Origin of the sequence: Vibrio sp. SCSIO 43135, assembly GCF_023716665.1 — a bacterium.
Lineage (GTDB): Bacteria > Pseudomonadota > Gammaproteobacteria > Enterobacterales > Vibrionaceae > Vibrio > Vibrio paucivorans.
Genome location: NZ_CP071859.1, coordinates 1,983,452 through 1,999,040 on the forward strand (window position 1 = coordinate 1,983,452; position 15,589 = coordinate 1,999,040).

The following is a 15,589-nucleotide window of genomic DNA, read 5'->3' on the forward strand; positions in this document are numbered from 1 at the left end:
ACAGGGAGTCAATTTTGCTAAGGATAGCAGTATTACTTTTTACCATATTTAGTGCGACGAGCTCCGTACTTGCCGCGGGTGAAACTTGGTATGACTCTTCTTTCGTTAAACGTGCATTCTTTGAAGTCGCGTTAAAGAACGAATACCGAACTGGTTATAAGCCGTTAAATAAGTGGGATACACCAGTAAAAATCTGGGTGATTCATCAAGTTCCAGACGTTGCTCTGCACGATGAACTCACTGACCTTCATATCCAACACCTTACCGACATCACTTCATTTCCGATTGAGCGTGCAAAATCAGAACAAGAAGCCAATATCCGCTGGATATACACCAATGAAAAACAGTGGGTCGGTGACATAGAAAAAGAACTTGGAAAGGCTTCAACCAAAAATTTGCGTGGCGTGGTTTGCAAAGCAGGCTACCGAGTCAACTCAAGTACCAAAAACATAGTACAAGCATCTATTATTATTCCGGTCGACCAAGCCAGAGAGCGTGGCAAGTTATTAGCTTGTATCGTTGAGGAAATAACTCAAGTTTTAGGGCTGCCCAATGATAGTCCTCATGCCTACCCGTCTATCTTTAATGACGAAACACCGGATGATTTGCTTTCACCGCTTGATATCGTGTTATTGCAGCTTCTGTATGAACCAGAACTCAAAAGTGGGATGACTAAGTCGCAGCTAGAGCCGGTCGTTAGCAAAATACTCAATCGCTATCAGAGTCAGGGGGTATTAAGCGGTGCTGTGCAGGAAGCGAAAGGCGCACCGCTCTATCAATTACTAAGGTAATACAAAACTACCTAGTGGTTCGAGGCTTACTAACGAGAGGCTTTCTTTAGTTCAAAGTCAAACTCGTCAGGAAATAACACCACACCTTCTTCTCGCTCATTAGGAAATACCACTACAGACAACTCATCATCTTCGAGGCCGTATGTCCAACGACTGTGCCATTTGTTGAGAGAAATCGGTTCTGGTACACACTCTTCCCATTCGCCTGTCGCCCATGCTTGAGCGAACTCTTGATTCGGCCATACTGGCACACAATCATCGTCTTCTGTATTCAGCATGACACAACCATGCTCATCTTTAAGAATCCACACGGTACGATTCGCGACGATTTCTTTAATACAGTACTTAAATCGCTGCTCTTCATTGTAGCGATTAATGGTATCGATTTGTTCTGTAGTCAAAGACTTAGACATGCTTCTACTCCAATTAAAAACGCCCATAGTGTTGTCACTATGGGCGATAAATATCAACTTTACTAGTCGATGTCTTATGCTAGCTCAGTTTGTAGCCAAGGCCAGCCTTGCTTCTTACGGCTCAGCGTATTCTCCATCATAAGCACGCCATCTTTTTCGTGCTTAACGAGCTTCTCGGCCCACTCACCTTTGTAAAGTAGACGAGTTTGAGCTGTTGTGATGTCAGTCAGCATAACTGCAGCAAACGCTAGACCGTCTTTCTCACAGCGAGCTTCCAGATCCGCTTCTAGTGCTTCGATCATACCATCTACTTGCTCTAACGTTGCAAGTTCAACTTGGCCAACAACTACATCACGACCGTTAAATGGGTAACCTTTCAGGTCTTTTTCTACAAGTTCAGCCGCAGATAGGCCTTCGATGTTTGTCTTAGCGATCAATAGATCTTTGATGAATGCATCAACGTCTTGTACATCTGCAATTTCAGCCAGTTCAGCCACTGCGTCTTTGTCTTTTTGAGTACAAGTTGGAGAAGCAAAACCAACGGTGTCAGAAAGAATTGCAGACATCATTAGCTTAGCGATTTGTTGTGAGATTGAGTGACCTTCAATCTTGAACATGTTGAACAGTACTGTGTTGGTACAACCAACAGGCCAGATCCATGCTTCCATTGGGTTCACAGTCATCACGTCACCTAGACGGTGGTGGTCTACGATACCTAGGATTTCAGCGTCAGCAACGTCGTCAGGTGCTTGTGCTAGATCAGAGTAGTCTACTAGCCAAATTTTCTCACCAGCTACAGATGTACGTAGCTCTGGAGTTGGTGCACCAGCAACTTCCAAAATGTGCTGAGTTTCACGGTTAATTTCGCCTTGGCGAATTGGCATTGCATCAAGACCACGCGATTTAAGTAGCTCAGTTGCTACTAGTGCACTACAAATACTATCGCTATCTGGGTTCTTATGACCGACAACTAGAATCATCTTTCTTCCTATTCAAGTCTGTTAAAGGCCTATTTCTAGGCAAATTGCTCACAAAGGCCGTTACTTTACCTGATTTTGAAAATTTGTCATCGGTTGTTGATGGATTAGACGTAACAATTCATCGCACCCAAGACAATCTCCCCACTCCAAACCATCTCGAAGTGAAATTAGAAATTACGACTAAACTTAGGAGAATGCTGAAAGGAGTCGACGATGCTGAAAAAAATATTCGTTCTTGTTCTGTTGTTGCATGCTCCCTACGTTCATTCAAAACTCATCAAAGCGACTCAAGCGGTGTGGCCACCGTACATATTTGAACAACAAAACTCTGGGCTCGCAGTCGAGATCGTTACCGAAGCATATTTATCTCAAAACTACCACTTAAAGCTCGAAGTTAAGCCTTGGCTTCGCTCACTGAAGGAAGTTCGCAACAAGCAACAAGATATTCTGGTGTCTATCTGGTGGTCTGACGATAGGACGGAACTGCTGGACTACAGTGTCCCCTACCTGATGGTTCAGCTTAAGTTTATTGTGCTGAAAGAGAACGCTTTCGAGTATGAGGACTTTAGCTCATTGTCTGGAATGAAAGTCGGCATCATCCAAGATTATGGCTATGGTGAAGAGTTCAATGAATCCAGCAACTTTACTCGAGTCGTCGCCGAAGACCTCAGCACTAACATAAAGAAGCTTAAAGCCAAAAGAGTCCATGCCATCATTGCCGACGAGCGGGCGGCCATCCACACCATCCGTCAACTAGAGTTAGACCAAGACGACTTCTATTTCGTCCATAAGAGCTTAATGATCAAACCTGTACACTTGGCCATTGCAAAAGATCACCCTGATAAACAAAAGCTCATGGTGAAGTTTATGATTGGCTTGCACCAACTCAAGCAAAGCGGCCGTTACGATCAACTGTTAGAAAAATATCGTTAGTGCCTCGATAAATAGAGTTGCGAATAATTCTCACTTACATATAATGAGAATTATTCGTATTCTCATGAGGCAATTATGGATTTCGCTCGAACTGCTGTTTCATTACCAAGTTGGTTATCGCTTTCCCAGTTTAGATTAGCCTACAAACGCTTATTACTGCCTGTAATCCTGATAGCCCTATTGGTGGCGCCAATCACTCGTGAAGTGACCGTCGCCACCCTTTCTGACGCGTTTTGGGCCGTGTCTAGCTACGTAGCTTTTACGTTAGCTATATACCACTACCTCTCTGTCTTTATGAATAAGCAGAGCCGAGTCGTCGATTTATATCAAAACTCCCGTGGCTACCAAGTCATGTTCGCCTCTATTCTCGGTGCGCTTCCTGGCTGTGGTGGCGCAATCATAGTCACAACCCAGTATGTGAGTGGACGTGCTGGTTTTGGCGCTTTAGTCGCAGTGCTAACTTCAACCATGGGGGATGCGGCATTCTTGTTGTTGGCTAGCCAACCTGAAACTGGCTTTGTTGTCATCGCGCTCGGTGTAATCGTAGGAGCACTCTCTGGTTGGGCAGTCAATCTAGTCCACAAAGATGATTTCCTTCGCCCGGAAATAAAAAAAGTCGCTCCTCAGGTATGCCAACACAAAGAGGGGGCGAAAAGCAGCCTCGAAACTAACGCCATTAATTTACAAGGTGCGTTTTGGAAATGGTTGCTGGTTCCAGCCACCATCGTTGCAGTGCTCGGCTCTTTCCAAGTCGACGTGAACGAATTACTGCAATTGCCAGCCACCAGTATCGAGTGGACAGGAGCACTGCTCTCAGTCACCTGTATGCTACTTTGGGCGTTGACTCAAGAGATCAAAGATTACGAATCGACCGTATCCGAAGACGCAAAGTGCGTATCTTCACACCCTATCCAAAAAGCAGCGCAAGACACTAACTTTGTTTCTGCTTGGGTAATCGTCGCTTTCTTGGCTTTTGAGCTAACGACCTTTTTTGGTCAATTAGACCTTGCTAATTTGTTCAACGGTTGGGGAATATGGATGCCATTGATGGGCTTAGCGGTTGGAATGCTTCCTGGCTGTGGGCCACAGATATTGGTAACTAGTCTCTATATTAGTGGCGCAGTACCGCTATCTGCTCAGCTCTCGAATGCCATCGCTAACGACGGTGATGCGCTATTCCCTGCTATTGCTCTCGCGCCGAAGGCTGCCCTAGTGGCCACGATATACACCGCGCTTCCTGCACTTCTGGTTGGCTATGGTTATTACTACTTATTCGAAATTTAGACTTAGTCAGATAGAGAAAAAGAGAGGCGAGCCTCTCTTTTTCAGTCTTTACTCTCAACTTTTAAGCTAAGGTGAAGTAATAATTGCTCGGCTGGTTAACCCCGCCTCTAACGGAATTTCTACTACTTGAACCGGCTCCTCGGTCAGCTTCTCGCCCGTCCAATAGTCATACCAATACACTGGATGATCAGAGGTTAACGTCACCTCTTTAGCATCCTCATGATAGTTAAACAAACAGTGAAGTTGATTACGATCGGTTAACTCCAGAAATGCGTGATGCAATGAGAGCGATGTAAAACGCGCCGCATTTTGGTTGTGGCGCTGACGTAGCATTAATTTGCTTAATGCTGTCTTAGCGAAAGGAGTCAATTCAGGCAGTGGATCTCCAGACAACAATAGCCCACCACATGTTAGGAGGGTATTGCGGTGAAATTCGTAGTTACTTCTGTCTGTCGCTTGGTTGGCTAACGACACGAAAGTCGCACAATCTGGGTCGATCTGCCATAGCTTGCGATGTTGCCAACTTCGATAAAAGGTTTCTTTGGCGATCTGTTCAAAACGTTTTGGGTTACGTTCAACATCGTCGGATACACGCATAGCGTCTACTAGCCCTAGTGAGGGCCACATCGGTGCATTACACCCAAGCAACCATGCATCTTTCACACCTTCCGCTATCGCTTCCATTCCTAATCGATAGGCCTGTACACCTGTCACCCCACTCACGTGGCGCTTACCCTTGAGTGTTCCCCAGTAATTGGCATCAAGTTTAAACAGTTCAACTCCCCACTCTTCACGCATTACACGTACAACATGGGTTAGGTGTTCTTGCACTTCAGGGTGAGACGTATCTAACACATACCATGGAGTGCAACGCCATCCACCATAAGTGACATCTTCAGCTTTCAGCAGCTCACCATTCGGATGTCGAACAAACCAATTCGGATGCTGTTTAAACACCTTAGACTCTGGCTGAGCAATAAACGGGGCGAGCCAAATTGCAGGTTTCTTACCCTTACGTTTAATGTCAGAGATAAGCTCTTTCACACCACCAGAAAACTTATCTGAAGGTGTCAGCCAATCCCCCATAAACGCTTGGTAGCCATCATCCAGTAACACCCATTCGAGATTACTTAAATCACCAGACATCACTTCCAAGTTTTGTCGAATATTGTCTTCATTTACATCAGCGTAATAGGCGTACCAAGAACACCAGCCAATCGGCGCTTTGGATTCCACACCGGCTCTTGGTGGGTGGCGCTGTGAGATCAAATCAGAGTATCGTTGGTACAGCCCTGATAACGACTCTCCATTCAGCACAACTACAGACTCTAGCTCGGTACTATCCCAATCCAGAGGATAGGTATCTTCACCATCAATATTCGCTGAAATCTGAACGGAATGTTCTTCTTGGCTTACTTCAAAGTAACCCGCAAAACGTGAGCAACTAGTAAAACCAAACAGGGTATAACCCACTGAGTCCTCAACCACCAAATAGTTGTAATAACGCTTATTTTGTTGTCGGCCGTAAATGCGGTATGAAGGGCTGTTATCTGGGCACCGGCCAATATCGACTGGCTGCTCAAATGTCCCCGTCGTTTGCGCCAACATTTGGAACCCATCGCCAAGGAGCGTCGCACTGTGCTCGAAATCGAACTCACAGGTAAATAGTTGGTAGTCACTTGGAATGGGATGATTGTGTAAGCCAATATAGCGGAAGGTCACTTCGTTGCCTTGGACTTCATCCAGCAAATCAGGATTCACAACAACAATATCTCTATGACAAGGAAGATGAATGGTATGAGACATAAGCACCTATAAAATTTGACCAGCGAAAAACCACTCTAAATTATTGACTCTATTATCTATGTGATTCATTCCCCATAGCGTTACTGCAATCACGAATTCAGCGAATTTTACAACAAAAAACCTGCCGAACCGGCGACCAGAGCTATCAGTTCATGGATAGCTCTGCCGAAGGTACATTCATGCATTGCTCAAGTGACCTACACTTAAACTAATCTGCCGCTTCTAGGATTAACATAAATTAGAGTGACATGTTGAACGCGATACGACTCCTGCTCATCACTTTTGTCTTCATTTACTTCCCTCAAGTAAATGCCCATGTTGTGACGGCGGCACAAAATGAATGGCCGCCTTACATCAACGACTCAGGTGAAATGCCCGGCCTCGCATACGAAGTCGTGCGAAGAGCACTACGCGTGGAGGGGTTTAAGTTACGTTTTAGGCTCAAGCCTTGGAGCCGAGCATTCAAAGAAGTGTCCAATCAAAAAACCGACCTATTGATCTCGGTTTGGTATAACGAAGAAAGGGCAAAAACCTTTCTTTATAGTCAACCGTTTATGATTAACACGGTACGTTTAGTGACGCTAAAAGATGACGACTTTTCCTACCGGACGCCTAACGATATCCGCAATAAAAAGGTCGGCATACTCGACAATTATTCTTATGACGAAAACTTCTTAGCTTCCGAGGCTTACACTAAGGTAACAGCCGTCGACCTTATCGCCAGTATTAAACTGCTCAAATCAGGTCGAATCGATATGTTTGTTTCAGATGAGTTGGTTGCACGTTGGACGATCAATTCCCTAGCCTATAACGTTAGTGACTTTGCTTTTATTCATAATGAGATCGCTTCCCAGCCACTATACATTGCTATTAGCAAGTCACACCCTAAGGCAAATCAGATAATCGAAGCGTTCAACCAAGGTTTACAGTTTCTAGTGGAATCAGGAGAGATGAAAGCAATCTACAAACGCTACCAGTTTGATTTCGACCAACAATACTGGGATGAATGGCGCAGCGAAGCGATGCGTGCAAAATAGAACAGCATAGGATCAACCCAACTGTGTATCGCCCAACCTAGATTACGGACATAAAAAATGCCGGCTTATAGCCGGCATTTTGATTTAAGGTTCTAGCAATTATGCTACTTCAATCGGACCACCGAACGAAGTCACTGGTGGAAGCTTGCCTGTAAACTTCTCAAAGTCCACCAAACAAGTATTTGCAGAGGTTGCTTGCGCTAGTTCAGACGTTGGGATGTCTTGAGTCAATGTGTTTGGATCGCCGTATGTATCTAGAGCGCCAACTTTTTCATTGATTGGGCCATACCAAGCACCTTCTTCAATACGCACAACACCAGGCGCATAGCTATCCATTAGGACAGCACCAGCAAGCAGTTGACCACGGTCGTTAAACACACGTACTACATCGCCATCTTTGATGCCTTTCTTCTTAGCATCTTGTGGGTTGATGTAAATAGGCTCACGACCTTGTACTGCATATGTCGCACGGAACTCTTCAGACTCACACATTTGCGAGTGAAGACGTTTGTCTGGGTGACAAGATTGCAGCCAGTATGGGTGCTTGTTAGAACCAGGGCCACCATGTGAGCGCTCAGACTTCTCGAACCACATAGGGTGCTCCTGACAGTGCTCGTAACCCATGTTGCCGATTGTACGGCTGGTGATTTCGATAAAGCCTGATGGTGTGCCCAGCGCGTTGATCTCTGGATCTTCACGGAACGAAGCGTGACGTGTCCAAGGCTTACCTTTACCAAAGTCTAGGAAACCTTTTTCCCAGAATTCTGCAAATTCTGGCATTTCAAAACTGCCTTCGTTCGCAGCACGACACTCGTCGTAAAGTGATTTCACCCACTCCATTTCATCCATACCACGCGTGTAATCATCGAAACGACCCCAGCGCTTGGTTAGGTTAGACATGATTTCAAAGTCAGTCTTAGATTGGAATAGCGGGTCAACTAGCTTATGCATTGCAATCAAGCCACGACCTGAGTATGCACCGTAACCATCGATATCGTTACGTTCCCACTGAGTACAAGCAGGAAGAACAATATCAGAATGACGACACGTCGCAGTCCAAGCAAAGTCGATCGCTACGACAGTTTGCAGAGTTTTGAACGCTTTACGCATCTTGTTGCGATCTTGGTGATGGTGCCATGGGTTGTTACCACTGAATACCATCATCTTAAGATCTGGCAAGGTTACCGTCGCACCATTCGCTTTGATCTTCTTACCAGGCTCTAGCAAGCTGTCTACCCAACGTGCTACTGGGATTACACGGCTATAACCTTTGTAGTCAGAGTTAGTGTACTTAGGCTCTTGACCTTGGTCGATATTAAGCGGGAACGAACCCGGAGCAGCGAAACCAGTTGATGATACACCGATACCTGAGTAGTGGTGACCGTAAGAAATACCACCGCCAGGAAGACCAATTTGGCCAACCATTGCAGCAATGACAGCACACATCCAGTAAGGTTGCTCACCGTGTTCTTGACGCTGAATACTCCAACCTACCAAGATTTGTGTACGACCGCTTACCAACATCTTAGCAAACTTACGAATAGACTCAGCGCTTGCGCCACAGATCTCTGCAGCCCATTCTGGTGTCTTCTCGACTTTATCTTTCGTTTCACCTTGAACGTACTTGATGAAATCATCGAAACCTAGACAGTAAGTTTCGATGAACTTCTTGTCGTATAGGCCTTCGTTGTATAGCACGTGCGCAACACCCAGCATGAACGGTACGTCCGTTTGTGGGTTGATGTACATTTGCTCGTTGTCTAGGAAGCGACCTGTTTTATTCTTAACAGGGTCAACAGACACAACGTTCACTTCTTTCTTCGCAACTTTTTCTTTTAGTTGCTCAAGGTATGCGAACGACTCGTGAGTTTCACATGTCCAGCCCACCTGTAGGTTCTTAACTGGATCGTTACCCCACAAAATGATGTTGTCACTGTTTTCTAGAATCAGTTCCCAAGATGTACCTTGTGCATAGACTTCTGTTGAACCCAGAACGTAAGGCATGATGGTTTGACCCGCACCAGTCGAGTAGTCACCGATCTTCTTCACTGAGTTGCCATGTAGTGCCATTGCACGTTGCATGTGGTTAGTACAGCTGTGGAACTGACCTGTTTGTCTCCAACCAGTTTGACCCGTGTGCAGCGCGTATGGACCGTAGTCTTTCTGGACACGCTCAAGCTCGCGGTAGAATAAGTCTAGAGCTTCGTCCCAAGTCACACGGATGAAGCGGTTGTTACCACGAGTATCCGCGCTGTATTTATGCTTCTTAAGCCAATCTAAGCGAACCATTGGGTAACGCACACGTGATGGGCTGTAAATGATACCTTTGATACCGTTAAGCATATCGGTTGGATGCTTATCGATTTCTAACGGCTTAATCTCTTGAACTTTACCTGCGTACACTCGAGCGCGGAATGCGCCCCAGTGTGAACCAGATACTTTCCAAGTACCGTCAGTTTCTGCCGCAGAAGCAGATGCCGACGCCAATAGGCTTGGGCCAATAACCGATGCCGCGCTGGTAGTAGCGACACCTTTCAGAAAACTTCTTCTTGTAATTGCCATTGTGTTACTCCAATTGACGTCTTATTAGTGATGGCCGTCAGAAAAATCTGATGAGTGCTTCTGTAGATACTTAAGAACAAGCGCTTCTGTATCAGTATCGAAGTTAACGAATGCAATCATACCGTCTAGCATGCCTACCCAACCGTTAGCACTGAAGTGCGCTTCGTCTGGCTGAGAGTGACAAGTTGAACAGTTCGATTGGTATGCTTGACCCGCTGCGTTCCAGATTGGATCGAAGTTATCAACCATAGACTCTTTCTTCATCCAAAGCGCTAGGTTTACTTCTTCCCATGGGAGACCCGTTAGCTCATCTTCTTTCTTCTCGCCCACTGTGATCACGTCACTTTGAGATACTTCTTTCGTTAGGATCGCTGTTGAGATGTTCATACCAAACTCTTCTTGGATTACACGGCCAAAGCCTTTCGCTTTACGCCATCCATCGATTTGGATTTTGATCATGTCGCCTTTCTCATCGATCACCGCTACTTTACTCGCAGGGCTTAGTAGGCCTGCCTCAACGGTTGCTGACTCGTCGGTGTACATAGGTAGGTGACGGATAGAAATAACGTCGTTGCCTGAAGAGTAAGACGTGCTGCTTGCTACTTGCTCTAGCTCACCTACGATACCGCTCGCTGATTCCATATCGAGTGGAAGGTTATGCGCAATACCCTTGTGACAATCCACACAGCTTTGGTCACGCTCAGCAGCGTTCTTCATTTGAATGCGAGCTGTTGGACGCATGTTGTCGAAATCCATAGAGTCGTAGTTGTGGCAGTTCTTACACTCTAGAGATTTGTTTGCAGAGAAACGATCCCATTCGTGTTTTGCTAGGTCGATACGACGCTCTTCGAATTTTTCTGGGGTGTCTAAGTCGCCAAATACTTGTGCGAACACTTCCTTAGAAGCTTGCATCTTACGCGCGATCTTAGCTGTCCATTCGTGTGGAACGTGACAGTCTGGACACGTTGCACGAACGCCAGATGTGTTTTTCCAGTGCACAGTGTCTTGCAGTTCTTGATATACGTTGTCACGCATGGTGTGACAGCTGATACAGAATTCTTCTGTGTTGGTCGCTTCTAGTGCGGTGTTAAATCCACCCCAGAAGATTACGCCGGCAATAAAGCCGCCCATTGTTAGTACACCTAAACTGATGTGTACGGCTGGGCGAGTCATTGTACGCCACAGTTTAACTAATAATGACTTCATGATTAGCTCTCTTAAAAATTGATTCTATATAAAATGTGGATGCGAGAAGGCATTACATGCCGCCATGTGCACCAGGAGGTCCGAATACAAACACTTGCAGGGCCCAAACAAGGAAGCCGTAACCACCTACGAAAGCCACACTTAATACGGGAAAAAGAACTACGGTAATGAAGAGGAAAGACTTCCACTCCAATGAGCGCTTCTCACCACTCTCAATTTTGTTAACATCACTCATACATTTGCCTATTTTGTATTTAGTAATTGGAACTGCCCTGTGCACCAGAGCAAAAGTTTTTTCATTTTCTAATGGGAAATGTTAGACCATACCAAGAGTAAGGTTCAATGAAATACACACCTCCCAGCCTTGTTATCAAACACTTTTTTGAGCTCATCCAGAGATGTGTTTGATTAACAAATCATGTATAAAAATATTAATAGATGTGAAGAAAAAAGCAGGTTACTACTTAGTTAAATTCATCACATGAATTTAACGCACATTGATTTAGATCAATTTAAATCAAGGCTTTAAGCACACTTTTTGCGTGCTACCCAGTAATTAAGTGTAAATCAATTGTTAGTAAATGTGTTAAAAACTTATCTGAGATTCACTTCTAAGAAATTCACACAGTTAGGTGGAAATTCAGTACAATAGCCAAAGCTATTCGAGGACCCCGCATGGACAGTGTTGTAGACATTTCTTTCTGGCAATTAGCGCTATTTAGCCTCACCCTTCTCATCCCAGTTTCAATTAATCACTATTACCAGTTATCACTCGGTAGGGACATTGTGATTGGAGTGCTACGCATGACGATTCAGCTGCTTGCTGTTGGTGTGTATTTGGAATATTTGTTCCAGCTCAATAGCTTGTGGGTGAATATGCTTTGGCTGGTGTTGATGATAGGCATTGGAAGCAGTTCGATTATCAGCAAAGCGAAGTTAACCAAACCTTACCTCTTTCTACCTGTCACCCTTGGCTTGACGGTTAGCTTAGTTCCTTTATTGATTTTGATTTGCGTCGTCGTTGTGAAGCCGACGCCACTGTATAACGCGCAATACCTCATTCCTCTTGCTGGCATGCTATTGGGGAATTGCTTAAGCGGAAACATCGTTGCGTTACAGAACTTATTCACTGCCTATGACGAACGAAAGCACGAATACGAGGCAGCGATCTCGTTAGGGGCAACTCCAATTTACGCCTCTATACCATTTATGCGCGCTGCGATGCAGAAGTCCTTTGCACCGATTCTGGCGACAATGATTACTACGGGGTTGGTGACGCTGCCCGGAATGATGACAGGCCAGATTTTGGGGGGCGCTTCTCCAATGGTCGCCATTAAATATCAGCTACTGATCATGATCGCGATCTTCGTGATGATGAGCGTCTCAATTACGTTATCACTAAGGCTGACAATAGCTCGTGCTATCTCTCAAGAAGGGCGAATTCTAGTCACTCGCATTGATAAGTCATAGCCGATAGCAACTGATTACTTTACAACCACTTATGACTTGCACACCGACTTTGAAACACGTTATCCACAGAAAATGTGGATAACCTTAATAAAGTGCGGTGAATGCTTAGCTGCAGCATTTAAGCTAAACAGTAAAAAGGCGGCTAACGCCGCCTTCTTTAATCTCTTAGATAGATTAACCAGTACCACATGCCAACAAAAACCCCACCCCCAATAATGTTGCCCAATGTCACTGGAATCAGATTATTGAGGAAAAAGCCCATCAGATTTAAGTCTGCGTAATCGGCGATGTTTGCGCCAGTCATCTGCCAGAACTCGGCTGGAGCAAAGTTTTTGATTGCTATTGCCATTGGCACTTGAAACATGTTGGCGATGCAGTGTTCAAAGCCCGCTGAAACAAACATGGCAACAGGAAGGATCATCACCATTATCTTGTCTGTTAAAGTGCGGCCACTGAATGTCATCCACACTGCTACACATACCAGCACGTTACACATAATGCCCAATGCCACTGCAGACAAAAACGTATGGTGCAACTTGTGCTGAGATATGGCCATTGCATTGATGCCGACTTGACCATGATCGAACATGTATTGCTTGGTAAGCAGCATACATACCACCAGCAGCAATGCTCCTATCAGGTTACCTGCATACACCACTAACCAGTTTTTAAACAACATTTTCCATGTAATTTTTCCACTTGCACGTGCTACCAGCGTTAATACCGAGCTTGTAAACAGTTCACCGCCAGTCACAACAACCAGAATCAGGCCAAGGCTAAATGCCAAACCACCAACAAACCGAGTCATTCCCCAAGGCATATCCCCCGCACCGGTGGTGACTATGGTGTAGAACACGAATGCAATACCAATATGAATGCCAGCCGAAATAGCAAGGAGAAAGGATTTAACAGGATCTTTGGTCGCCTTACCCACGCCAATTTCTGCAGCGCGTTCCGCCATTTGTGGAGGCAATAAAGAGTCGAAGTGATTGAGGTCCATAGGTCTGTTACATTTTGAAACAAGTGAAAAAGTGCGCGGATAATCGCTTTATTTCCCTAACAATTCAAGGGAGAAATTACATGTTCACTTAAATTGTTTTTATCGTGACATCAATAGCATTACATTCAACACCCTCACGGCCTAATCGCACGTGAATATCTATCACATAAAGCTTTGTATTAAAAAGACATTTACTAAAAAACCATCACCCACCAATTTCTATAGAAGTAACTATTATAACTACGCAAACTATTAGATAATTTTGGTATTAGAGTGACTGGTACGCTAAATTAATGGGGAACAACGATTAATTCTCCACCAATTTGGGTATAGGTAACACTTCTTTCTTTAGGTATTTGCAGAGCTCAGTAACCAGGCTTAATGTGTCTGTAATCGCTTATAAATAAGGACGATAGAATGAAATATTCTCCAGAGCATATCTCCGAACTCAATCTTCTGCTGCAATTCGATTTAAGTAGTGCTGCTACCGGTATTAAAGTTCATCACGACGCCTCAGAAGAAATGCAGTCAGCCGTGAGCCGACTATATGAAAAGGGGTTATGTACCTTGCCTGATGGAGGCTACCTAACCGACGAAGGCATTGAAGTTGCTGAACATGCCGACAAGATCCTACGAGTTTTGAGTTCTTAATTCTTACTCACAACAAAGGGCTAGATTAAAATAATCTAGCCCTTTGTCTTATTCAGCGATACTTCGCTTATGCCCAAATAGGCGCTTATAAGGCTGGTACTTGTCGTAAACCCAGTTGAAACCCGTTGCGTAGAAAAAGAAGAAGACCAAGAACCCAGCTTCAACCGCTAAAGCCCCTAACCAACTGATATTGAGAAACCATGCAATCGCAGGCACAGTGACAAATATCAGCCCTCCTTCAAACCCAGCAGTATGGGCTAAGCGTAACTTCAGCGACCGGTCACTTCGGTTGTCACCAAAAAGCTTATCGAAGCCAATGTTATAGACATAGTTCCACACCACCGTGAAGATGCTTAGGCAAATCCCAACAACCAACAGTTCATTACCACTTTTACCCGTAAGCAAAGAAGTGACTGGCACAATTATCGCCAAAGCCACCATTTCAAACGTAATCGCGTGGAATACTCTTTCATTCGTTGTCATCAAATTGCTCGCTCTTGTTTTTGCTTTGGTGGGATTATCATCTATAGTAGAGATAGTTAATAATTAGATCCCATCAGTAAAAACGATATGTTTAGCATCGAACAGCTCGAAGCATTTATCGCGACCGTAGAAAGCGGCTCGTTCTCTGGTGCGGCACGTAAACTTGGCAAAGTTCAATCAGCCGTAAGCCAGCACATTATCAACTTAGAAATCGATACCAATGTCGCCCTGTTTGACCGCGAAGGTCGATACCCTAAGCTGACAAGTGATGGACACAAACTTCTCCCCTATGCACGTGCGACGTTACTTCAACATCAAAGGCTGAAGAACACCGCAAAAAACCTGTTTAACGAGCCCGATAACCGGTTAGTTCTAGGAATCGACGAAGGTATTCCTTTGAAACAGATTTCGCTACTCATACAGCAGTTGGAACAAGACTACCCTAATATAGACTTAGAATGCCTCAGCGCTTCAAGTACGGATGTGATTGATCTGGTTGAGTCAGGAAGAGCGACCACTGGGCTCGTTTTCAGTGAACTATCACTCCCCTCATCACTCGACTTTGAAAGCATCGGTACTGTTCACTTCGATGTGTACGCAAGCCCTAATCACCCCTGTACAAAGCGTACTCAGGCCAATATTGATGAGTTACGTTTGTTCAGGCAACTTATCATCCGCTCAAAGAACCAAACCACCTCATTCTTCCATCAAGCATTTAGCCCTGATGTCTGGTACGCGGATAACTACTATATGTTGCTCGAGTTTACGATTCGTGGCTTTGGTTGGTCACTTCTACCTTCGCACTTAGCGGAAAATGCGTTACATTCAGGTGAGTTAGTACGTGTCCCTGTAGACTTCGAGCAGCTTGGTTGGGTAGCCAACGTGGATGTAATACAGCATCAAACATGGAGCCACGACCCCATGCATAAGAAAGCACGTCAGCTACTGCGTAATTTATTAAATGAGATTTAGA

The 15,589-nt window shown here is 44.9% G+C and carries 15 protein-coding genes; 7 read left to right on the forward strand and 8 right to left on the reverse strand.

Annotation, left to right across the window (positions count from 1 at the left end; all coding sequences use genetic code 11):
* The first annotated feature begins 14 nt into the window (after positions 1 to 14).
* Positions 15 to 791 carry a DUF2927 domain-containing protein gene (locus tag J4N42_RS08770; RefSeq protein ID WP_252027499.1) on the forward strand — a complete coding sequence of 259 codons (777 nt, stop codon included), beginning with the start codon at positions 15 to 17 and terminating at the stop codon, positions 789 to 791.
* Between the two features lie 29 nt (positions 792 to 820).
* Here the strand turns inward: J4N42_RS08770 and J4N42_RS08775 are convergent, their stop codons facing one another.
* Both J4N42_RS08775 and J4N42_RS08780 read right to left on the reverse strand, forming a co-directional pair.
* Entirely contained in the window at positions 821 to 1,204 is a 384-nt protein-coding gene (locus tag J4N42_RS08775) for a DUF2750 domain-containing protein (RefSeq protein WP_252027500.1), read from the reverse strand.
* A gap of 74 nt (positions 1,205 to 1,278) precedes the next feature.
* Positions 1,279 to 2,184, reverse strand: a complete 906-nt coding sequence (locus J4N42_RS08780) for a manganese-dependent inorganic pyrophosphatase (protein ID WP_252027501.1) — start codon at positions 2,182 to 2,184, stop codon at positions 1,279 to 1,281.
* A gap of 213 nt (positions 2,185 to 2,397) precedes the next feature.
* Between J4N42_RS08780 and J4N42_RS08785 the strand changes: the two genes are divergently transcribed.
* Positions 2,398 to 3,117 carry a substrate-binding periplasmic protein gene (locus J4N42_RS08785; RefSeq protein WP_252027502.1) on the forward strand — a complete coding sequence of 240 codons (720 nt, stop codon included), beginning with the start codon at positions 2,398 to 2,400 and terminating at the stop codon, positions 3,115 to 3,117.
* A 75-nt stretch (positions 3,118 to 3,192) separates the two neighbouring features.
* Positions 3,193 to 4,401 (forward strand): putative manganese transporter, encoded by a 1,209-nt coding sequence (locus tag J4N42_RS08790; protein WP_252027503.1) that lies wholly within the window; start codon positions 3,193 to 3,195, stop codon positions 4,399 to 4,401.
* Positions 4,402 to 4,467: 66 nt separating this feature from the next.
* Here J4N42_RS08790 and J4N42_RS08795 read toward each other — a convergent pair whose 3' ends face one another.
* Positions 4,468 to 6,207 carry a glycoside hydrolase family 36 protein gene (locus J4N42_RS08795; protein ID WP_252027504.1) on the reverse strand — a complete coding sequence of 580 codons (1,740 nt, stop codon included), beginning with the start codon at positions 6,205 to 6,207 and terminating at the stop codon, positions 4,468 to 4,470.
* A 248-nt stretch (positions 6,208 to 6,455) separates the two neighbouring features.
* Between J4N42_RS08795 and J4N42_RS08800 the strand changes: the two genes are divergently transcribed.
* The gene (locus tag J4N42_RS08800) at positions 6,456 to 7,244 is read left to right on the forward strand and encodes a substrate-binding periplasmic protein (RefSeq protein WP_252027505.1); all 789 of its coding nucleotides are present in this window, start codon (positions 6,456 to 6,458) and stop codon (positions 7,242 to 7,244) included.
* Between the two features lie 99 nt (positions 7,245 to 7,343).
* Here J4N42_RS08800 and torA read toward each other — a convergent pair whose 3' ends face one another.
* From torA to torE, 3 genes are read right to left on the reverse strand one after another with little or no spacing between them, the layout of a single operon-like run.
* On the reverse strand, positions 7,344 to 9,806 hold the full coding sequence (gene torA / locus J4N42_RS08805; RefSeq protein ID WP_252027506.1) for a trimethylamine-N-oxide reductase TorA: 2,463 nt from the start codon (positions 9,804 to 9,806) through the stop codon (positions 7,344 to 7,346).
* A 24-nt stretch (positions 9,807 to 9,830) separates the two neighbouring features.
* Positions 9,831 to 11,012, reverse strand: a complete 1,182-nt coding sequence (torC, locus tag J4N42_RS08810) for a pentaheme c-type cytochrome TorC (RefSeq protein ID WP_252027507.1) — start codon at positions 11,010 to 11,012, stop codon at positions 9,831 to 9,833.
* 52 nt (positions 11,013 to 11,064) lie between these two features.
* On the reverse strand, positions 11,065 to 11,247 hold the full coding sequence (gene torE, locus J4N42_RS08815) for a trimethylamine N-oxide reductase system protein TorE (RefSeq protein WP_252027508.1): 183 nt from the start codon (positions 11,245 to 11,247) through the stop codon (positions 11,065 to 11,067).
* 440 nt (positions 11,248 to 11,687) lie between these two features.
* Here torE and J4N42_RS08820 point away from each other — a divergent pair, with 440 nt between their 5' ends.
* The gene (locus J4N42_RS08820) at positions 11,688 to 12,482 is read left to right on the forward strand and encodes an ABC transporter permease (protein ID WP_252027509.1); all 795 of its coding nucleotides are present in this window, start codon (positions 11,688 to 11,690) and stop codon (positions 12,480 to 12,482) included.
* A gap of 157 nt (positions 12,483 to 12,639) precedes the next feature.
* Here the strand turns inward: J4N42_RS08820 and focA are convergent, their stop codons facing one another.
* Positions 12,640 to 13,482: a formate transporter FocA gene (gene focA, locus J4N42_RS08825; RefSeq protein ID WP_252027510.1), complete on the reverse strand. Its 843-nt coding sequence runs from the start codon at positions 13,480 to 13,482 to the stop codon at positions 12,640 to 12,642.
* 417 nt (positions 13,483 to 13,899) lie between these two features.
* Between focA and J4N42_RS08830 the strand changes: the two genes are divergently transcribed.
* The gene (locus tag J4N42_RS08830) at positions 13,900 to 14,133 is read left to right on the forward strand and encodes a TIGR02647 family protein (RefSeq protein ID WP_252027511.1); all 234 of its coding nucleotides are present in this window, start codon (positions 13,900 to 13,902) and stop codon (positions 14,131 to 14,133) included.
* Between the two features lie 48 nt (positions 14,134 to 14,181).
* On the opposite strand, the gene J4N42_RS08835 is transcribed toward J4N42_RS08830, so the two are convergent.
* Positions 14,182 to 14,616 carry a PACE efflux transporter gene (locus J4N42_RS08835; RefSeq protein WP_252027512.1) on the reverse strand — a complete coding sequence of 145 codons (435 nt, stop codon included), beginning with the start codon at positions 14,614 to 14,616 and terminating at the stop codon, positions 14,182 to 14,184.
* An 87-nt stretch (positions 14,617 to 14,703) separates the two neighbouring features.
* Between J4N42_RS08835 and J4N42_RS08840 the strand changes: the two genes are divergently transcribed.
* Positions 14,704 to 15,588 (forward strand): LysR family transcriptional regulator, encoded by an 885-nt coding sequence (locus J4N42_RS08840; RefSeq protein WP_252027513.1) that lies wholly within the window; start codon positions 14,704 to 14,706, stop codon positions 15,586 to 15,588.
* Position 15,589 lies beyond the last annotated feature (1 nt).